This is a genomic window from Trinickia sp. HAY1-2D (assembly GCF_056754935.1).
In genome coordinates this window covers 1,482,535-1,502,893 of the sequence record NZ_JBPGWX010000001.1, presented here as the reverse complement: position 1 = coordinate 1,502,893, position 20,359 = coordinate 1,482,535, and the positions used below count along the sequence as shown (strand labels likewise).

Genomic DNA, 20,359 nt, shown 5'->3' with positions numbered 1-20,359 from the left:
TCGTCGATAAAAACATAAGCCCCGCGCTCTTGTTGCTGAGCGCGGGGCTTATTGCATTTCAAGGCCGATACTTCGGCGCACGGTGAGCTCGCGGCGGTGCCTGATCTAACAGGAAACCCGCCGCCCGCCCCGCCGATCAACGACCGCGATACAGGTCGTCGACGCTCGATTGGGCCCGAGCGATCGAGCTGTGAACCCCACCCGATTGCACGGTTACCGCGGTACCGCCAACGTCGCTCGAGCCTGCGGCTTGTTGTTCGACCGCCGCCGCTTGGACAGGCACGTCGGCGTGTGACGAGGAATCGGCGATTACAGGCCGATAAAACGGTGCCGGGCCGAGGCCGCTTGCGAATGCGGGCGCTGCGAGTGCAGCCGACGTTGCGATCAAAAGACCTGCGATGAGTTTCGATTTCATGATGACCTCCGGTGCTTATCTGGTAACTGGAACGCGTCTCGGTTGGTTCGTTCGACGCGCTGGTTTCGATGTCGACAGGAGGCAGTGTAGGTTTGTGAGCGGCCCGGAAAAAGAGCCGAAAGTTGACAAGACTTTTTTCAAATTTCGAACAATCGTTGCCTATGCAGGTATCGACGACGCCGTGCTGACCGGCTCACGGAGCCGGATAGGCACCAAATCGCGTTCTCAGCAACACTTCCCGGCCCCGGCCCCATATCGCGCGTTCTGCCGCTCCCGAAAGAACGCTTCGTAGCTCATGACAGGTGCATCGGGATGCGTCGCGCGCATGTGATTCACATACGCGTCGTAATCGGGCAAGCCGACCATCAGGCGCAGCGCCTGACCGAGATAACGGCCGGCGCTGCGCAGTTCGTTGAGATTGGAGAACATCGTCGTACCCGAATCATTGCGCGGCGGCGACGGTCTGCCCGACCTGAGGCGCCTGTTCGAACGGCGTTTCCAACGTGCTCGGCCGATCGCTGCGACGAGCGCGCATGATCGCGAGCGCGCCGTACACCACCATGCTCAATACGACGACAACGAAAAGCGCACACAACGTCGCGTCGATGTAGTCGTTGAAGATGACACGGCGCATCTGCTCGATCGACTTTGCGGGTGCAAGCACCTTCCCTGCATCCGCCGATGCGCCAAGCTTCGCCGCATGAGCGAGGAAACCCACCCTCGGATCGGCCGAGAAGATCTTCTGCCAGCCCGCAGTCAGCGTACAGACGAGCAACCATGCCGTCGGCACAATCGTGACCCACGCATAACGCTCGCGCTTCATCTTGAACAGCACCACCGTCCCGAGCACCAGCGCAATCGCCGCCAGCATCTGATTCGATACACCGAAAAGCGGCCAAAGCGTATTGATTCCGCCGAGCGGATCGACCACGCCCTGATGGAGGAAGTAGCCCCACGCGGCCACGCATAGCGCCGTCGCAATCAAGTTGGCCGGCAGCGATTCGGTGCGCTTGAGCGCCGGGTGGAACGAGCCCAGCAGATCCTGCAACATGAAGCGGCCTGCGCGCGTGCCCGCATCGACGGCCGTCAGAATGAAGAGCGCCTCGAAGAGAATCGCAAAGTGATACCAGAAGGCCATCATCGCCGGACCGCCGATCACGCGATGAAGAATCTGCGCCATGCCGACTGCGAGCGTCGGAGCACCGCCCGCACGACCGACGATCGTCGTTTCGCCTACCGCGCGTGCCGTCTCCGTCAGCATATCGGGCGTCAGCAGGAAGCCCCAGTGCGTCACTGTCTGTGCGACCGCCTCGGGCGTCGTGCCCAGCAACGCTGCGGGCGCATTCATCGCAAAGTAGACGCCCGGCTCGATCACGCAGGCCGCTACGAGCGCCATGATCGCGACGAGCGATTCCATCAACATCGCGCCGTAACCGATGAAGCGTGCATCGATTTCGTTTTCGAGCAGCTTCGGCGTAGTCCCCGACGCGATCAGCGCATGGAAGCCTGAAACGGCACCGCATGCAATGGTGATGAAGAGGAACGGAAACAGGCTGCCGGACCAGACGGGACCGGTGCCATCGACGAACTTAGTGAACGCCGGCATCTTCATTTCAGGCGCGACGATGAGAATGCCAATGGCGAGACCGAGAATGGTGCCGATCTTCAGGAACGTCGACAAATAATCGCGCGGCGCAAGCAGCAGCCACACGGGCAGAACCGACGATACGCACCCATAGCCAATCAAGATCCACGTGAGCTGCGCACCGCTGAACGTGAACCACGCGGCGAGCGCCGGCACGTCATGCACATGCTGACCGAACGCGATCGACGCCATCAACGACACGAAGCCGATGATCGAGACTTCGCCGATGCGGCCGGGCCGAATGAAGCGTGTGTAGACGCCCATGAACAACGCGATCGGAATGGTTGCGGCCACCGTGAACGTCCCCCAGGGCGAGTTCGTGAGCGCCTTGACGACGATCAGTGCGAGCACGGCAAGAATGATGATCATGATCAGAAACGCGCCGAACAGCGCGATCACGCCTGGCACCGTTCCCAGTTCCATCTTCACGAGATCGCCGAGCGAGCGACCGTCTCGGCGCGTCGAAATGAAAAGCACCACGAAGTCCTGCACCGCACCCGCAAAGACGACGCCCGCAAGCAGCCAGAGCATCCCCGGCGTGTAGCCCATCTGTGCGGCGAGTACCGGTCCCACGAGCGGGCCGGCGCCGGCAATGGCGGCGAAGTGATGGCCGAACAGCACGAAGCGATGCGTCGGGACGTAATCGAGGCCGTCGTTGTGCTTGACGGCCGGCGTCATCCGGCGCCCGTCTAGCTGCAATACGCGGCTCGCAATGAAACGGCTGTAGAAGCGGTAGGCGATCAGATAAACGCAGACGGCCGCGATGACGACCCACAGCGCACTCACCCGCTCGCCGTGCGCGAGTGCAATGGTGCCGAATGCGTATGCGCCCGCCAGGGCGAGCAGTGACCAGAGCGCAAAGCGCCCGAGCCGATTCGTAGGATTCACGATTGTCTCCTCCTCCGTCGATCCTTATGAAGTTCCGATCCTGCGACCGGCCCGCAGCGGTCAAGCGAGCAAGAGGCATGACGCACCGATGCGCGTGTAGTATTCAGATTCGCTCTGCCCCTCACAAGCGCATAACTACGTAACAGGGCTAAGTAGTAGTACGTATCAACTGCATGAGCGCCGCACGCGCGCATGCCATCAACGTTTCAGCGATGAAGGTCAAAACCAAAATCTTTCTGCTGGCGATCGTGCCGTTCCTCGTTGCGATAGCGGGTATCGGCATCGGGGTTCGACTGCAAGCGACAGCGCTCGCGAAAGCGCAACACGCAACCGTCGAAGCGGCCTATATGTCGAGCAAGCAGACGGAGTTGCGGCACTACGTGGAACTCGCGACGAGCGCGATCGCGCCGCTTGACGAAGCCGTCGCTCAGGATCCGCGCGATGACGAGGCGCTGCGGCATCGCGCGCTGGCCGTACTGCAAAACATGGACTTCGGACCCGACGGCTATTTCTTCGTCTACGACATGGAGGGCAATTCGCTGATGCATCCGCGCGAGCCCGACCTCGTCGGCCGCAATCTTTGGGGGATGCGCGATCCGCAAGGCGCGTTGACCATCCAGGAGCTCATCGCGGCCGCGAAGCACGGCGGCGGCTATGTGCGATACGTCTGGCATCGGCCATCGACGAATCAGCTCGAACCGAAACTGGGCTATGTCGTCTTGCTGCCGCGGTGGGGCTGGATGATCGGCACGGGCATCTATCTCGACGGCGTGACTGCCGCCCTCGCACGGATCGACGAAAGTGCATCGGCCAACATCCGGCGCACGATGATGTGGATCGGGGCCATTGCGTTGGCGGGTTTCATCGTCATTGCCGCATGCGCCGTGTTCGTCAACGTCACCGAATATCGCAGCGCCGATGCGAAGCTCAAGCGCCTCGCGCAGCAAGTCGTCGAATCGCAGGAACAAGAGCGCGCGCGGCTCTCGCGAGAATTGCACGACGGCATCAGTCAGAAGCTCGTCTCGGTGAAGCTGCTCGTCGAATCGGCGCTCGCACGCCTCGAATCTGCCGGCCCGCAGCGCGTCGGCGCGTCCGATCCCCAGGCCCCGCTGGCCACCGGCCTCACGCGTCTCGCCGATGCGCTGCGCGAGGTACGCCACATCTCGCACGCGCTTCGGCCTGCCATGCTCGACGATCTCGGACTCGCGGCGGCGCTCGAGCAACTGACTCGCGAGCTCGGTGAAGAAGCGGGCATCGATATCGCATTCGTTCGGACTACTGACGACGATGCGGCCCACGCTCGCCTGCTAGGGCTGTCCGAAGGCGTCAATACGGCATTGTTCAGAATCGCGCAGGAAGCGCTCGCCAATATCGTGCGGCACGCACACGCCGCGCATGCGACACTCGCGCTCGATGTGTCCGAGCACGCCGTCGCCCTCTCGATCTCGGACGACGGTCGCGGCTTCGACATCGACCGCGTGCAGGCCGATGCACGCGGCGGCATCGGCCTGCGCAACATGCGCGAGCGGCTCGAGCCGCTCGGCGGCACGTTGACGCTCGCGTCGGAGCCGGGCCGCACAGTCGTTACGGCACGCGTGCCGCTGCCGTCGAAAAAACGTGAATCCCCTTCCCTCGCCTCCCAGAGCCGCACTTCATGACCGCACAGCATCAGTCCATCGCCAATATCATTCTCGTCGACGATCATCCGCTCGTTCGCGACGGCCTGCGCCTGCGGCTCGAAGCGGTACCCGGCCTGCATGTCGTGGGCGAAGCCGGCAACGCGCAAGAAGCGCTCGCGCTGGCGGAAACGTCGAACCCGGATCTCGCATTGATGGATGTCGGCATGAATGGCATGAACGGCATCGTGCTTGCCGGCATCTTTCACGAGCGGTTTCCGGCGGTGCGCGTGCTGATGCTGTCGATGCACGACAACGTCGAGTATGTGACGCAGGCGGTGCGCGCCGGCGCAAGCGGCTATGTACTCAAGGATTCGCCCGCCACCGAGATCGTGCATGCCATCGAGGCGGTGCTGGGCAATCGCACGTTCTTCAGCGCGGGAGTCGCTGCTCGCATGATTCAAGCGAGCGCGCTGCAAACGCCGGTGGAGCGGCTCACGCCGCGCGAGCTGGAGATTCTCGACGCACTGGCGGAAGGTCTCGCGAGCAAGCAGATCGCGGAACGCTACGGTTTATCGGTCCGTACCGTGGAAACGCACCGCCTCAATCTCAAGCGCAAGCTCGAGATCGAGGGGCAAGCGGAATTGATCAAATTCGCGGTCGAGCGGCGTCGCCGCTGAGGCTGCTCACTCGGTCCGCGCGTTATGCTTTTTGAGGAAGTCGATGAGCGCGGGCACGCCGCCTTTTTGCAGTTGCGTCTTGAACTGCCCTTGATAGACCTGGATCAACCAAGCCCCGGACATGTCGATGTCGTAGATTTTCCAGGCGCCGCCGACCTTGCCGAGCCGATAAGCGACCGTCTGGGAGTCGCCCGGTGTGGTGACCGTCGACGTGACGAGCGCATCGTTGCCCGTCGTGGTGCTTTCCTTGAAGCTGAACTTGGCGTCTTGCGTGCCCAGTTGCGCGAGCGAGGCGGCATAGGTGGCCGTCATCAACTTACTGAACTGGTCGACCAGCTCCTTTTGCTGCTCGGGCGTGGCCTGCTTGTACGCCTCGCCGACGGCAATGCGCGTCGTGCGGCCAAAATCGGTCGCCGGAATGAAGTCGTCATTGACGATTTGCTTTATCTTCGTCATGTCTCCGCCGCTGGCGGCGGGGTCCTTCTTCATCGCGTCGACCGTGCCGCGCACCGCATGCTGGACCACGTCGACGGGCGCAGTCTGCGCCTGAGCGGCCAGGCTGACGAACGCAGCCGTGAAAAAAGCGAACAGATGACGTTTCATGGGGAATCGGGTTCGAGTGGAGAAGAAGCCGGAGCGCCAGCGCAGGCGCGTTGCCTGCTCGGGTGTCCGGTGTAGCGGCAGTATACCGAGCGGCGCGGGTCGAGCATCCGTTTGATACAGCTGCTTGCAAACGTATAACTGGCGATACAAGCATCGCGCGTACCCGGGCAGCTTTGGCCGTGCGTCGCGCGCTCGACGCGGCGCGATACCCGTTGGCCGGTATACTTGCTTATTTTGTCGTTTGCCCTTTCCGAGCTGGCCGATTCATGCTGATGTCCCTCATCGTTCGCCTCGTTGCCTCGTCGGTGCGCCGCCCGGTCTGGGTCGTCGCGCTTTCGTTGGTGTTGGCGGCCGCAAGCAGCGTCTATATCGCCCGCCATTTTCGGATCAATACCGATATCAGCACGCTGATCGAGAACGATCCCCAATGGTCGGCGCTCGGCGACGCCATCGATCGGGCCTTTCCCCAACGCGGCCAGACGATCCTCGCGGTAGTCGAGGCCCCGGCGCCCGAACTCGCCGACGCCGCGGCCGACGCGCTCGCGACCGGGCTCAAAGCGCCAGCGTATGCGAGCAAGGTGGGCGATGTCTCGCAACCGGGCGGCGGCCCGTTCTTCGAACACAACGGCCTGCTGTTCGTCTCCCCCCGCACGCTGAGCGGCACGACATCGCAGCTGGCCAGCGCCCGCCCGCTCGTCAACACGCTCGCGCACGACCCGAGTCTGACGGGGCTCGCCACGACGCTGTCGACCATGCTGGGTCTGCCGCTCGAATCGGGTCAAGTTACGCTGCCTGGACTGACGACCCTTTTTTCGCGCAGCGCGGACACCGTCGATGCGGTCCTCGCCGGCAAACCCGCCGCCTTCTCGTGGCGCGCGCTCGTCGATGCGGACTCCGCTCGCCAGCCGGCTCGCGCCTTCGTCACCGTGGCGCCCGTCGTGAACTATGCGGTGCTGCGGCCCGGCGCCGAGGCCACGGCTGCCATTCGCGCCGCGGCCCGGCAGCTCGAGCTGCAAAAGCGCTTCGGCGCCGTGGTTCGGCTGACCGGGGAACAGCCGCTCGCCGACGAGGAATTCGCTTCGGTCGAAGACGGAGCGCTCGTGAACGGCATCGCGACGCTCGCGGTGGTGCTCGGCATCCTGTGGCTCGCGCTGCGCTCGAAGCGGATGATCCTCGCCGTGTTCGTGACGCTGGCCGTCGGGCTGCCCATTACTGCCGCGCTGGGGCTGTTGATGGTCGGCTCGTTCAACATGATTTCGGTCGCGTTCATGGTGCTGTTCGTCGGTCTCGGTGCCGACTTCGCAATCCAGTACGGCGTCAAATATCGAGAGGAACGCTACCGCGACGAGCGCCTCGATCATGCGCTCGTCGGCACGGCGCATTCGATGGGCGCGCCGTTGACGCTGGCTGCGACGGCCGTCGCCACGAGCTTCTTCGCGTTTCTGCCGACGGCTTATCGCGGCGTGTCCGAACTCGGGCTCATCGCCGGCGTCGGCATGATCGTCGCCTATCTGAGCACGATGACGCTGCTGCCCGCCCTGATCAAGCTGATGGCACCGCCCGGGGAGCCCGCGCGGCCGGGCTTCACGGCGCTCGCACCCATCGACGAATACCTGCAGGACCATCGCAAGCCGATACTGATCGGCACGCTCGTCGTGGTAATCGGTGCATTGCCGCTGCTCCTGCATCTTCGCTTCGATTTCAATCCGCTGCATCTGAAGGATCCCCACACCGAATCGATGGCGACGCTGCTTTCGCTCAAGGACTCGCCCGAAGCAGCGGTCAACAACGTATCGGTGCTCGCGCCATCGTTGAGCGCCGCGGATGCCGTCGCGGCGCGGCTGACGAATCTGTCCGAGGTCGGGCGCGTAACGACGCTCTCGTCGCTGATTCCCGCCGATCAGCCGCAAAAGCTCGCATCGATCGCACAAGCCGCCCAGTCGCTGCTGCCCGCGCTGACGCAGCAGCCGGCCGCGCCGGCGACCGACGCTCAGCGCGTCGCCGCACTCAAGCGCGCCTCCAATCAGCTCTCCTATGCGGCCGAGGATCACCCCGGGCCCGGTGCGGCCGAAGCGAAGCACCTGTCGGCATCGCTCGCACGGCTCGCTGCCGCCGATCCCGCCACGCGCGATCGCGCCGAAGCGGCATTCTCCGTTCCGCTTCGCCTTGCGCTGCGCCAATTGACGATGCTATTGCAGCCTTCGGCAATCACACGACAGACGCTGCCGCCCGAGATGGTTCGCCAGTGGGTTGCCCCGGACGGTCGTGCGCTGGTGCAGATCTCCCCGCGCGTGCCCCCGGGCGTGGACCCCGGCGACGATACGATGCTGCGCCGCTTCGCCAATGCCGTGAAGAAAGCCGAGCCGGGTGCCACGGGCGGCCCAATTTCGATCCTGCATTCGGCCAACACGATCATCAAGGCGTTTCTGCAGGCGGCCGCGCTGGCCGTTATCGCGATCACGGTGCTGCTCTGGATCGCCCTGGGCCGTTTCGCCGATGTGTTGCGAACGATGATCCCGCTGCTCGTTTCGGCCATCGTCACGCTGGAGCTCTGCGTGGCTTTCGACATGCCGCTCAATTTCGCCAACATCATTGCGTTGCCGCTGATGCTGGGCGTCGGCGTGGCGTTCAAGGTCTACTTCGTGATGGCGTGGCGCAACGGCCAGACGAGCCTGCTCGCATCGAGCCTCACGCACGCTGTGCTGTTCAGCGCCGCTACGACGGCTGCAGCGTTCGGCAGCCTCTGGCTCTCGCACCATCCCGGCACTGCGAGCATGGGCAGACTGCTCGCGCTCGCGCTTTCGTGTACGCTCATCGGCGCGGTCGTCTTTCAGCCCATATTGATGGGCAGACCGCGCGACGCTCACCCGCCCACAAAAGAACTAGAAGGAATCGATGGATAAGTTGCGGACCCTCCCTGTGGCGCTGGGCGCCGCGATCGTCCTGGCCGGCTGTGCGAGCGCACCGAACCGAACGGCGGGCGATCCGCTCGAGCCGATGAACCGGGCGATCTTTCGCTTCAACGATGCCGTCGACAAAAGCGTGGCCGTGCCGATCGCGAAGGGCTATCAGAAGATCACGCCGCACCCGTTGCGCACGGCCATCAGCAATTTCTTCTCGAATCTGGGCGATTTGACCAACGTGGCCAATGAGTTGCTGCAACTCAGAATTACGGATGCCACTTCGGACCTGATGCGCTTCACGATGAACACGACGTTCGGGGTAGGCGGCCTGATCGACTTCGCGACGCTCGCCCGGCTGCCCAAGCATCATCAGGACTTCGGGCTGACCCTCGGGCGTTGGGGCATCCCCTCCGGACCCTATCTGGTCCTGCCGATCTTCGGTCCCAGCACGTTTCGCGACAGCGTCGGACTCGCCGTCGATGTTCGCTTCAATCCGCTGAACTATGTCGAGCCGGCGGCACGCACCCCGCTTTACATCCTGCAGTTCGTGAGCGTGCGCTCCGACATGCTCGGCGCGACGAACATCCTCGAACAGGCAGCCCTCGACAAATACTCGTTCGTCCGCGACGCCTATCTGCAACAACGGCGCTCACGGACGAACACGGGCGGCGCCGCGGCCGCACCGGCGCTGCCGAACTATGGCGACGAGGGTGAAAGCGATTCGAGCGGCACGACCGCAGCACCCGCTGCCGCGAGCGACGCCGTGCCTTCGACGACGCCCGCACCCGCGCCGGCAAGCGGCGTCACCCCCGCTCCGGCCGCAATCACGCCCGAGCCTGCGGCGCCGGCCAGCGCGCCACAATCCAAATAGCGGAAAAAGGCGACGTCAGGGCCGCGCGAATGCGGGCCCAAGCGTGCGGCGCGCTTCGGTGAGCGCGGCACGCGCTGCGTGCGCATCGGCGGCAAGCCGGATCATCGCGCCGAGCTGCGAAGGCGCACGTATGAGCGACGCGAGAATCGGGACGAGAGCCGTCGTGCCGTCGTCGCGCAGGCCCGCTGTGGCCGCCTCGGGCAGCGCTCGCCACGCCGGGTCGACGATCGCCCGGCAGGCCATGAACGGCAGGCCGTGCGCGCGCGCCATCCCGGCCGCGATGTGAGACTCCATATCGACAGCCAACGCACCGCGGGCCCGGTTGAGCGCGGCCTTTTGTTCGGTGCTTGTCAGCGGTGCCGTGACGGCCGCGAGCACGCCGCACTGCCAGGGCGCGTCGAGCGTCGCGGCAGCAAGCTTCCCGACGATGCGCTCGCGCCAGGCGGAGTCCGTCGGCATGCTACCGTCCGGGCCATCGATGGCATCGGCGACGATCAGCGTACCGGCCCGGAGATCGGCGGCGAGACCGCCCGCCGTACCGAAGCTGATGACACCCGATGCGCCGCGTGCCAGCGCCGCGGCCAGTGCGCGTTCGAGCAAGTCGCTGCGGGCCGCATAGACCGCTTGCACACCCTCGCCGCGCGCGATGCGGGCTTCGAATGCCATGCCCGTCACGGCAATCACGGGCAGTGGCGCGTGCGGTTCCATCGTTACATGCCGACAGATACGCGCACCTGCCGGCCGCGCACGAGGTTCCGATAGCGGGCGAGCGCCCATAGCGGAAAGAACTTGCGGTAGCCGTGATAGCGAAGGTAAAAGACGCGCGGAAAGCCGGTCGCGGTAAAACGCGTCTCGTCCCACAAACCGTGCTCGCGCTGCGTGCGCAGCAGGTAGGCCACCCCGCGTTCGACCGCGGGATGCGCGACCGCACCGGCCGCCATGAGCCCAAGGAGCGCCCAAGCCGTTTGCGAGGCCGTGCTGAGCGCGCGCTCGTAGCCGCGATAGTCGAGCTTGTAGCTCGTGCCGTCCTCGCCCCAGCCGCCATCGTCGTTCTGAATTGCCGCGAGCCATTGCACGGCGCGGCGGATCCGCGGGTCCTCGTGAGACATGCCGGCCGCGTTGAGCGCACAGAGCGCCGTCCAGGTGCCGTAGATGTAATTCATGCCCCAGCGGCCGTACCAGCTGCCGTCGTCCTTCTGCTCGTCGAGCAAGTAGTCGTAGGCGCGCCGGGCAGGCTCGCTCGCGGCCGGCAACTCGCCCAACTGCGCGAGCATCGACAGGCAACGCCCTGATACGTCGGCCGTCGGCGGATCGAGCAACGCACCGTGGTCGGAGAACGGAATGTTGTTGAGGTGGTAATGCGTGTTTTCGGGCTCGAAGGCGCCCCATCCGCCGTCGCTGCTCTGCATGCCGACCACCCACTCGCGTGCGCGTGCGATCGCCTCGCGGTCCACGTTGGAGCCCGTGAGCTTCGCTGCGCGCTCCATCGCCATGGCAACGACAGCCGTATCGTCGACATCGGGGTAGTGCGGATTCGCATACTGGAATGCCCACCCCCCGGCCGCACGTTCGGGCGACGCGAGATCCAATCGCCCCGTACATCGAGAATCTGCAGCGGGCGCAGCCACTGGATGCCGAGCAACGCCGCCTGCTCGGCGCGCGGCAGCTCCGTCTCCAAGAGCGCATGCGCCGCGAGCGAGGTGTCCCAGACCGGCGACAGACACGGCTGACAGTAAGCCTCGTCGTCGCCGATCACGAGCAGCTTCTCGATCGATGCCCGCGCGATCGCGCGGTTCGGATGATCGGGTGGATAACCGAGCGTGTCGTACATCATGACGGCGTTCGCCATCGCCGGGAAAATCGCGCCGAGCCCGTCTTCGCCATTCAGGCGCTCATCGACGAACGCGACGGCCGCCTCGATCGCACGCTGCCGTGTCGCCTTCGGAAACAATCGGTCGGTCACGCGCAGCACGCTGTCCACGGCACGAAAGAACGCGAACCAGCCCTTGCTTTGATGCGGTGCGCGCGGCAGCAGCCGGGCATCGCCCGACGCACCGCGAAACAGCTCGTCGATGCGAACGCCACGTGGATTGCGCGCCACCGGACGCCGGGCGTTGAGCACGAGCAACGGCACGATCACCGTGCGGGCCCAATACGAGACCTTGGACAGATGAAACGGAAACCACTGCGGCAACAGAGCGATTTCCACGGGCATCATCGGGACGGCACGCCAGGGCATCACGCCGTACAGCGCAAGCAGGATGCGCGTGAAGACATTGACGGCTTCGGCCCCGCCCGCGGCCAGAATCGCGCGACGCGCGCGCTGCATGTGATCCGCGCTCTCGGGTTCGCCCGCCATTTTCAGCGCGAAATAAGCCTTCACGCTGGCGCTGATATCGAGCGCGCCATCCGTGAAAAGCGGCCAGCCGCCGTCGTCGAGCTGAATCCGGCGCAAGTAGCGCACGATCTTGCGTTCGAGCTCTGCGTTCGGCGTCTCGCCGAGGTAATGGACGAGCAGGATGTATTCGGCGGGAATCGTCGCATCGGCTTCGAGCTCGTAGACCCAATGGCCGTCAGGGCGCTGATCGGCCAGGATCGCATCGGTCGCGCGCGAAATCGCGCTCTCCAGCGCATCGTCCCCGGGTGCCGCGCGCGTGGCATCGAGCGCGGCAACGGCGGCATGTGCTGAGGAAAAATCGTTCATCGGCATGTATACGTTTGATTGAGAAGCGCTCATGTCGCCCCGTTGCGCTTTGTGCGGTGTGCTTCCGCTCGCCCGGATTTAAAAGAGCGCGTACCGGGCGACGATCCACATGAGCCGCAGGCGTGGCTTGGACACCGGCGTGCGCGGCACGTCGAACCCGCGTTCGAGCGTGCGCTCGAGCAGGAACCGATAGACGCCCGACATGATCCGTGGCGCCCGCACGACTTTCTTCGGGGCGGCGTCCATGATCGCATCGGCTCGACGGAAGTGGTCAAGGGCGCGCTCGGCCAACGTCGCGCAGACGCGCGGCAGCGATGGATCGTCCGCGATCGCGAGCGGATTCGCAGCCGCGATCCCTTCCCGCGCCAACAGCTCGCGCGGCAGATAACAGCGATTGATCGCGGCGTCTTCGTCGATATCGCGCAGGATGTTCGTCAACTGCAATGCTCGGCCGAGATGGTACGACAGGGCCCTTCCCGGCTCCTCCTGCATGCCGAAAATCCGCACCGAGAGCCGCCCCGCGGCACTCGCGACGCGGTCACAGTAAAGATCGAGCGTGGCTTCGTCGGGCGCGCAGATATCGGCGGCCGCATCCATCGCCATGCCGTCGATCATCGCGTGAAAATCCTCGCGTTGCAGATCGAACGTGCGGATATGACGCGTCAGCGCGGCGAGCGACGGCCGCGGCGTGCCCGCGTAACAGGCGTCGATATCGTTGCGCCATCGCCCAAGAGCGGCGCTGCGTTCCGCGCGCGGCGCGTCGCTGTCCGCGATGTCGTCGACCGCCCGGCAAAATGCGTAGACCTGATACATCGCATCGCGTTGGGGCGCAGGCAGAATGCGCATCGCGAGATAAAACGAGCTGCTCGAGGTGACGGCGGCGGCGTCGGTTTCGGATTCGTCCACGACGAGATTTGAAACAGCCAAGGCGAACTCCGCTGTGGCGCCCTCCCGGGCGATTGAAAGTCGATACCCCGCGCGGCGTGCCGTTAAGGCACCACGCGGCGTCATCGGCCCGCGCGATCAGCCGCAATGCGCCGGCGGGAGTGCCGGAAACGCGCCAAAGTATATCAACCTTTTTTGGGGCCCGTCAGGCCAGCGCGACCGAGCGGTTGCGGCCTTGCCGTTTGGCGCTGTAAAGCGCCGCATCGGCCTCGTTGATGAGGACTTCGTAGCCCGGCAGACCGGGGCGCGCAGCGGCACCGCCGACACTGGCGGTCACGGGCACGCGCACGCCTTCGGCTTCCACCGGCGTATCGCAGATCGTGGTCCGGATTTTTTCGGCGACGATCATGGCATCGGCAAGCGGCGTGCAGGGCAACAGCAGCGCGAATTCTTCGCCGCCGAAACGCCCGAAGATGTCCTGCGCGCGCAACGCATCGGCCACCCGCTGCGCCATCACGCGCAGCACGGTATCGCCCACGGCGTGCCCGAACCGGTCGTTGATGTCCTTGAAATGATCTAGATCGAAGAGCAGCACCGAAAGCTCGCCGCCGTAGCGCTGCCAGCGCGCAAATTCGTCGCGCAGCCGCGCTTCGAAAAAGCGCCGGTTCGCGATGCCCGTCAGACCGTCGCGGTTCGCATACTCGCGCAGCTTGACGACGGCCTCCTCGCGCTCGCGTTGCATCACGCTCACATTCGTGACGTCGGAAATCGTCACGCACACCGCGACGACTTCGCGCCCGCGCGTAAGCGGCATGAACGTGCAATCCTGCTGCATGAAATCGACGCCGCCGGTGATGGGCCGGTCGTGGTCGAACTTGAACAGATAGGGCCGCTGCTCCCAGGAGCTGAAGGCGAAGCTGCCGAGCTGAAAGACGCTCTCTACCTTGCGCGTGAGCCAGACGCGCGGCAGTTCGGGAAAACTATCGAAGACCGACTTGCCGACGACTTGCTCGGCCGGCAATCCGCTGTGGTCCTGCATGAAGCGATTCCACATCAGTACCTTCATCGTGCGATCGAGCACGAAGATGCCGAAGTCCACCCGCTCGATGACGAGATCGCTGAGAGACTGCTCCATCACTTGATTCATAGGCTGGACAGGATCGCATTGAGCGCCTCGTTCATGCGGCGAATGGATTCTTCGGCCATCAGCATGACGAGATGGGCGCGGAACGTCTTATCTTCGAGCGAGAAGTTGACTTCGAGCAGCAGTGCCGTCCGCCAGGCCAGCACGTCGGCATGAAAGACATCTTCGAGCGCGAGCTTTTCGCCGAGCAGCCCGGGCGCCGAGAAGATCGGCGTGCGATCGAGCTGATTCATGATGCACGACACGCACGCACCGGTCAGCACGTTCGCCACATCGAACATCAACTCGGTCTGGCTGACCGATTCATATGCCGAATGAACATACGGGTCATTGACGAGTGCGCACAGATTGCCGACGCCGCTGCTGCGGCAAATGACGAGCGCCTCGCCTTTGATGTCCGACCGAAAACCCTGACGCACGGCGATGACATGCTCGTCGATGCCGGTCATGTCGCGCAGCGTGCGCGCCGCATCCTCGACTCGCACCACTCTCACCCGCGGCACGGACAGCTCGATGAACGTGTCGAGCAGCGTCGCGAGGCGCGTGGCGGCCTGGCCCATCGCCAGATTGGCGATTTCCTGCAATGCGTCGCGCTGGTCTTCGGTCAGAACGGTCTCACGCATACAAGCCGTACTCCTTGAGGATTGGCAGCAAGACCTCGGGGGTCACGGGCTTGGCGACGAACGCGGCGGCGCCGAGCGCGCGAACGCGCTCCTGCGCAAGAGGTTGTACGTCTGCCGACACCACGATAACGAAGGTATTGAGGTCCTCGTGCCGCAAGGCCTCGAGTACCTGATAGCCGTTCATGTCGGGCATCGTGAGGTCGAGGAACATGACCGACGCTTTGCCCGCCCGATAAAGCGCGAGCGCCTCGCGGCCGTTCGATGCATAGGTGATGTCGACGTCCCAGTCGTCCGGCAAGGCTTTCGTCAGAACCTTGCGAGCAAGCAGGGAGTCATCGGCGATCACAATCGGCAAGGGCATGGCAGGCGTGACGAAAAGGCGGATCAATCTACACCGAGTTAACGGCGGCTCGGAAACCTTCTTTAGCGAGAGGGCGAGCTCAGGTCGGCAGGCTGCGAGCGCGCGGCGAGCAGCGCGCTTTCCGGACGGACCGGAAGAGGCGCCGCGGCGGCTTCGCGCACGCGCATGGCGGCGAAGCAGGCATGCCTCACAGGTGCGTCCCCCGCAGGACGCGTGTTTTCTCGTAAAAGTGAGCCAAATTCTCTTGGCAAACAGACGGAAAATCAACTCCCCCAGTTTCGGCAGAACGATGAAACGTCGCAGCATTTATCGATGTGAAGAAATGGAACGGACATATTCCGCTAATATTGCGTGGATTATTCTTTTGTGTACGTTTGCGCTTCCGATTTCGTCGCTGTTTTCGTCGGCCGAAAGGTCGATGAGCCTCATAAATGTAACGGCGCACACGTTAGGCAGCGATTCAAGTCGCTTATGATTGGAATCAGGCAACCTATCCCTCCTTGGATCTCTCGACCATGACGCGTCACCGGCGCGACGCACCGGCAGCGAACCCGACGCCTTCGAGTTGGCAGGAAGAGTCGTCGTACCCGAGCGTCCCGGAGCCCGACTTCGGGGGACGGCGCACCACGCTGATCGTCATGCTCGGAGCGGCGATCGTCCTGCCGTGCGTCTATGCGGCGGCCGTGGCCTATTCGGATTTCCGCACCGGTGTCGCTCGTGCGACCGACGCTGCGGTGCGCACCGTGCGCATCGCCGAGGAGCACGCGCTCAAGGTTTTCGATCTGAACGAAACGCTCGATGCCCGCGTGGACGACCTCGTGCACGGGCTCGACGACAGCCAGGTGCGCGCCCGCGAAGCATACATCCACGACAGTCTCGTCAAAATCGGCGGCGGCTACCCGCAGGTGGGCTCAATTTCGATCTTCGGGCCCGACGGGCTGCTCCTCGCGAACAGCCGCTATTACCCCGCGCCGCTCGCGTCGATCGCCGGGCGCGACGATTTCGTCGGCATTCGAGGCGGGCAGATTCTCGAGCATGTCTCGAAGGTCATGGTCTGGCATGCCGGCAGCGGCGAGGCGGTATTCAATACAGGCATTGCCCGGCGCCTGCCCGACGGCAAGTTCGGCGGCCTCGTTTCCGTCGCGCTGCGGCGTTCGTACTTCGAATCGTTTTACCGGGAACTGCTTGGCTCGGAGAGCCGTGCGCTCACGATCTCGCTGATGCGCTCGGATGGCGCGGTGCTGGCGTCGTACCCGCAGTCGAGCGAGGCCGCCCCGCCGCCGGCGTTTGCTTCCGCGCTCCAACGCGGCACCAAGGCGGGTGTGATTCGAGTCGGTCATTCGCCGGAGACCGGTCACGGCGAGATTCTTGCGTTCCGGCGCGTCGGCGCCTACCCGGTATATGTCTCATGCGCGTATAGCGGTGCGGCGATTTGGGCAGACTGGTCGCACCGCGTTGCCGTGCTTGCTGTATCGATTTTCGTTCCATCCATCGTCCTTTGGTTCGTTCTCGGCCTATCGTTACGACGTCTTTCGGCCGAAGAAGAAGCATGGACGCGCTGGCAAGCCGAAGCTTCGATGCGGCGCTCCATCGAAACGGCGTACCGGCAATCGCGCAAGATGGAGGCGTTGGGCAACCTCGTCGGCACGGTCGCGCACGACTTCAACAATCTGCTGATGATTGTTGCCACCAACGTCCAGATCGCGCGGCGCCGCGGGTCCGCCCAGATCGAAAGCGAACTCGGTGCGATCGAGCGCGCGCTCAAAAGCGGCCAATCCCTCACGCGCCAGTTGCTCGGCGTCGCGCGCAAACAACCGCTGCGCAGCGAGACGATCGATCTGGCGCGTTGGATCGCAGCCAGCCGCGAATTCCTCCATGCATCGCTCGGCGCGAAGGTCAGTCTCGTCATCGATATCGCCAACCCGATTTGGCCTATCGAGGTGGATATCGCCGAACTCGAGCTTGCGCTGATCAATATTGCCGTCAATGCGCGCGACGCGATGCCGAACGGCGGGCAGTTCACGATTCGCGCGCATGACATTCGCCTCGAGCGCGAAAGCGGGTTCGCGCTCACCGGCGAATTCGTGGTCGTGACACTCGAAGACACCGGAACGGGAATGTCGCCGGAAGTCCTTGCTCACGCATTCGAGCCGCTTTATACGACGAAACCGCAGGGGATGGGTACGGGGCTCGGATTGCCGCAAGTCTTCGCATTTTGCGAGCGTTCAGGCGGACTCGCGACGATCGATAGCACGTTAGGCGTCGGGACATCCGTACGACTGTATTTGCCGCGCTCCACCGCCACGCCGGCCGAGCCCGCTCTCGACTCGCTGCGCTCCGGAAGCGCGGTGGCCAGCAGCGGTCTGCGCATTTTGCTCGTCGAAGATAACGACGAGGTCGCCGCTGGCACCGAAGCCTTGCTGCGCATGATGGGGCATGACGTCACCTGCCTATTCAATGCCGATGCCGCACTGCAACTCATCGGGCACCCCACGACGCCGGCATTCGATGTCGTCATTTCGGACATCCATATGCCGGGTACCCGCAATGGCCTCGATCTGGCGGAGTTGGCGCAGTCGCTCGTGCCCCCGCTGCCCGTCATTCTTGTGACGGGTTATGCGCAAGAACTCGAACGCGCGCGGAATGTCCGCGTACGCGTGCTGTCAAAACCTTTCGATATCGCCCTGCTCGACGCGATGCTGCAGACCATCCGGCGAGAACGGGAAGAACATGCCCCAGCGGCGGGCAAGGCGAGTTGAGCGGGGCCGGCCCATTATTTGCAACAATTAATGTGCCGTGACTAAAAGTCGATAGGGGGAGCGCATCATGCAGCACACGGTCATTGCATTTTTCGATACGTACGCCGGGGCGGAGGAAGCTCGCGACGCATTGGTCGTCCAGGGAATCGCCCGGACATCTATTACGCTGCAAGCGCGTTGTGAGCCGACGTACGCCACCGACGCCACAACGGTTGTCGAGCCGCCGCATGTCGACGAAGGGCTGCTCGCGAGCATCGAGCGATTCTTCGAATCGCTTTTCGCGAGCGAGCCGCCACGGCGCGAAACGACTCAATACGCCGAAGCCGTGCGCCGGGGGGCGGTCATGCTGAGCGTGGATGTCGTCGATGACGCGCAATGCGAGGCGGTTCGCGCCGCCCTCGCCGCGCGCAACCCGATGGACATCGAAGAACGGGCTGCCACGTGGTGCGCTCCGGCCGACGAGGTGGCGCGGGAGCGCTCGCCGCTCGAGGAACTCGGTTTTCGGCGAAACCCCACCGTGACCACGCGCGGCAGGGTGCATAGTTTCGCGCGAAAAGAGCAAGCCGCGGAGCCGTCCGGCCCGGCAGCAGCCAAGGACGTGGCCGCGAGCGAGTCAGACGCCATGGCCGTTGCCGCGGGCGCGGCCCCCGGTATGGGCGCGGTGTTCGCTGGACGGCGCGACGAGGCGCGGGCACAAGATGCCGGTACGCCGTCCGGTGCGGCCGTCACGCCAGCAGCGCCAAGCGCTTCGCCGTCGTCTGTGCCCGACGAGTACCTGCAGGAGGAAGAGCATTTTCACGGCAGCGAGCGCGACGATCGATAGCGGTCGCTAGCACGCGATGCACCTTCAATGCTTCGCCGTCTGCCGTTGCACCCAGGCGGCGAAGCGATCGACGAACCCTTGCAGGAACTTGCGCGTGCTCTCGTTGGCGATATTCCCCGACGCGTCGAAAAAGTCTTCGGTGTGCTTGAGGAATATTTCGGGCTGGCCCATCGTGGGCACGTCGAGATACGCGAGCACGTTGCGTAAGTGCTGCTGTGCGAGCGCCGTACCCGTCGCACCGACAGAGATACCGCAAACGGCCGCGGGTTTGTCCTTCCACGAGTTATGTCCCCATGGACGCGAGCCCCAATCGAGCGCGTTTTTGAGTACGCCAGGCATCGAACGGTTGTACTCAGGCGTCACGAACAAGAGCCCATCTGCTGCTTCTATCCGCTGCTTGAACTCGCGCGCGACTGGCGGGAAGTCCGCATCGTAGTCCTGCGAATAAAGCGGCAACACGCCGAGATCCAGGTACGAGAACGTCATCTCCGAGCCTGCGAGCCGGGCGAGCGCCTGCGCCAGTTGCTTGTTGAACGAATCCCGGCGCAGACTGCCCACCACCACTTCGATTCGATAAGCCATCAAGTCGCTCCTTGCACATTGAGAGGCGCCGCCCCCAGGTACCTCCGGGACGACGAGCTTTCCATGATAGTCGCCCATGTGTCGAACCAGCGGCCAATTTATGCGCAGCCCAGTCAGATGGCAGCGGGCTCTGGGTTTCAGGCCGCCTTTCCACAACCTTTTCCACAGAATCTGTGGATAACTTTGGTTTCCGCCTCCCCGCTTACCGATCGTCACAATCATGACGTTCGGATGACGACGGCGTCCGGCGTCCATCCGGTACTGCCGACTGTAAGACAGGTCAAGCGAACAATGCACGGACCGCCTCGGGCGGTCGCCCGATGACGGCTTTACCGTTGCGCGTCACGATCGGCCGCTGGAGCAAGATGGGATGGCCCGCAAGCGCAGCGAAAAGAGCATCGTCGTCGAGCAAAGCGTCAGCGAGTCCGAGTTCGTCGTACACGGGCTCCGTATCGCGAATCATGTCGCGAACCCGCCCGCCGAGCATGCGATGAAGCGCTTTCAATTCGTCCACTCTGAGCGGTTCCTTCAGGTATTCGACGATGCGCACCGGCTCGCCAGATGTATTCAACGTACTGTCGATCAGTTCACAGGTGGAACGCGACTTGGAACAGCGTGTGTTGTGATAGATGGTGATCATGGACAAACAGCTCCTGCCAGGAGGTTGGAAATATTCGGTCGTGATTCTACGAAACGCGGAACCGCCACGGTAGCGCAGCTTAGTGGATGTGCTCCGGAAATACTGGCGACGCTTCGAGCGAGGAGCCTGCCACGTGACAGCACGACAGCCGGGAGTTGTTAGGGAATAAGTTGCTCTTCGTCGAATTCAATGTTTTTGATTTTTTTTGAATGCATCT

General features: G+C 63.9%; 17 protein-coding genes and 1 pseudogene. 6 read left to right on the top strand and 12 right to left on the bottom strand.

Features of this window, described 5'->3' with window-relative positions; all coding sequences use genetic code 11:
* Positions 1-136: 136 nt before the first annotated feature.
* The 3 genes from ACR9ZC_RS06570 to ACR9ZC_RS06560 form a co-directional block, all read right to left on the bottom strand.
* Positions 137-415 carry a hypothetical protein gene (locus ACR9ZC_RS06570; RefSeq protein ID WP_481579606.1) on the bottom strand — a complete coding sequence of 93 codons (279 nt, stop codon included), beginning with the start codon at positions 413-415 and terminating at the stop codon, positions 137-139.
* A 225-nt stretch (positions 416-640) separates the two neighbouring features.
* Entirely contained in the window at positions 641-844 is a 204-nt protein-coding gene (locus tag ACR9ZC_RS06565; protein ID WP_481579605.1) for a YbdD/YjiX family protein, read from the bottom strand.
* 13 nt (positions 845-857) lie between these two features.
* Entirely contained in the window at positions 858-2,948 is a 2,091-nt protein-coding gene (locus tag ACR9ZC_RS06560; protein ID WP_481579604.1) for a carbon starvation CstA family protein, read from the bottom strand.
* A gap of 212 nt (positions 2,949-3,160) precedes the next feature.
* On the opposite strand from ACR9ZC_RS06560, the gene ACR9ZC_RS06555 reads away from it, so the two are divergent.
* Both ACR9ZC_RS06555 and ACR9ZC_RS06550 read left to right on the top strand, forming a co-directional pair.
* Entirely contained in the window at positions 3,161-4,606 is a 1,446-nt protein-coding gene (locus ACR9ZC_RS06555; RefSeq protein WP_331569174.1) for a cache domain-containing protein, read from the top strand.
* A complete protein-coding gene (locus tag ACR9ZC_RS06550) occupies positions 4,603-5,244 on the top strand; it encodes a response regulator transcription factor (protein ID WP_331569101.1) in 642 nt (213 codons plus the stop codon). Before ACR9ZC_RS06555 ends, ACR9ZC_RS06550 begins: the two co-directional genes overlap by 4 nt.
* Before the next feature lie 6 nt (positions 5,245-5,250).
* Here ACR9ZC_RS06550 and ACR9ZC_RS06545 read toward each other — a convergent pair whose 3' ends face one another.
* On the bottom strand, positions 5,251-5,847 hold the full coding sequence (locus tag ACR9ZC_RS06545) for an MlaC/ttg2D family ABC transporter substrate-binding protein (protein ID WP_331569099.1): 597 nt from the start codon (positions 5,845-5,847) through the stop codon (positions 5,251-5,253).
* A 266-nt stretch (positions 5,848-6,113) separates the two neighbouring features.
* Between ACR9ZC_RS06545 and hpnN the strand changes: the two genes are divergently transcribed.
* Positions 6,114-8,750 (top strand): hopanoid transporter HpnN, encoded by a 2,637-nt coding sequence (gene hpnN / locus ACR9ZC_RS06540; RefSeq protein ID WP_481579603.1) that lies wholly within the window; start codon positions 6,114-6,116, stop codon positions 8,748-8,750.
* A 1-nt stretch (position 8,751) separates the two neighbouring features.
* Positions 8,752-9,621, top strand: coding sequence for an MlaA family lipoprotein (locus ACR9ZC_RS06535; RefSeq protein ID WP_481579741.1), 870 nt, complete (start codon positions 8,752-8,754; stop codon positions 9,619-9,621).
* Positions 9,622-9,636: 15 nt separating this feature from the next.
* Here the strand turns inward: ACR9ZC_RS06535 and ACR9ZC_RS06530 are convergent, their stop codons facing one another.
* From ACR9ZC_RS06530 to ACR9ZC_RS06505, 6 genes and pseudogenes are all read right to left on the bottom strand, one after another.
* Positions 9,637-10,329 (bottom strand): phosphorylase, encoded by a 693-nt coding sequence (locus tag ACR9ZC_RS06530; RefSeq protein WP_481579602.1) that lies wholly within the window; start codon positions 10,327-10,329, stop codon positions 9,637-9,639.
* A 2-nt stretch (positions 10,330-10,331) separates the two neighbouring features.
* Positions 10,332-12,325: pseudogene (shc, locus tag ACR9ZC_RS06525) on the bottom strand (squalene--hopene cyclase).
* A gap of 78 nt (positions 12,326-12,403) precedes the next feature.
* A complete protein-coding gene (gene hpnD / locus ACR9ZC_RS06520) occupies positions 12,404-13,252 on the bottom strand; it encodes a presqualene diphosphate synthase HpnD (protein ID WP_440558805.1) in 849 nt (282 codons plus the stop codon).
* 163 nt (positions 13,253-13,415) lie between these two features.
* The gene (locus tag ACR9ZC_RS06515; RefSeq protein ID WP_481579601.1) at positions 13,416-14,345 is read right to left on the bottom strand and encodes a sensor domain-containing diguanylate cyclase; all 930 of its coding nucleotides are present in this window, start codon (positions 14,343-14,345) and stop codon (positions 13,416-13,418) included.
* 8 nt (positions 14,346-14,353) lie between these two features.
* Positions 14,354-14,977 (bottom strand): chemotaxis protein CheC, encoded by a 624-nt coding sequence (locus ACR9ZC_RS06510; protein ID WP_173260263.1) that lies wholly within the window; start codon positions 14,975-14,977, stop codon positions 14,354-14,356.
* Positions 14,970-15,338 carry a response regulator gene (locus ACR9ZC_RS06505; RefSeq protein ID WP_481579600.1) on the bottom strand — a complete coding sequence of 123 codons (369 nt, stop codon included), beginning with the start codon at positions 15,336-15,338 and terminating at the stop codon, positions 14,970-14,972. Before ACR9ZC_RS06505 ends, ACR9ZC_RS06510 begins: the two co-directional genes overlap by 8 nt.
* Before the next feature lie 515 nt (positions 15,339-15,853).
* Between ACR9ZC_RS06505 and ACR9ZC_RS06500 the strand changes: the two genes are divergently transcribed.
* Together ACR9ZC_RS06500 and ACR9ZC_RS06495 are read left to right on the top strand one after the other, a co-directional pair.
* Positions 15,854-18,097 (top strand): hybrid sensor histidine kinase/response regulator, encoded by a 2,244-nt coding sequence (locus ACR9ZC_RS06500; protein ID WP_481579599.1) that lies wholly within the window; start codon positions 15,854-15,856, stop codon positions 18,095-18,097.
* Positions 18,098-18,164: 67 nt separating this feature from the next.
* Entirely contained in the window at positions 18,165-18,920 is a 756-nt protein-coding gene (locus ACR9ZC_RS06495; RefSeq protein WP_481579598.1) for a hypothetical protein, read from the top strand.
* A 24-nt stretch (positions 18,921-18,944) separates the two neighbouring features.
* Here the strand turns inward: ACR9ZC_RS06495 and ACR9ZC_RS06490 are convergent, their stop codons facing one another.
* Positions 18,945-19,502: an NADPH-dependent FMN reductase gene (locus ACR9ZC_RS06490; protein ID WP_481579597.1), complete on the bottom strand. Its 558-nt coding sequence runs from the start codon at positions 19,500-19,502 to the stop codon at positions 18,945-18,947.
* Positions 19,503-19,782: 280 nt separating this feature from the next.
* On the bottom strand, positions 19,783-20,142 hold the full coding sequence (gene arsC, locus ACR9ZC_RS06485) for an arsenate reductase (glutaredoxin) (RefSeq protein ID WP_481579596.1): 360 nt from the start codon (positions 20,140-20,142) through the stop codon (positions 19,783-19,785).
* Positions 20,143-20,359: the final 217 nt, after the last annotated feature.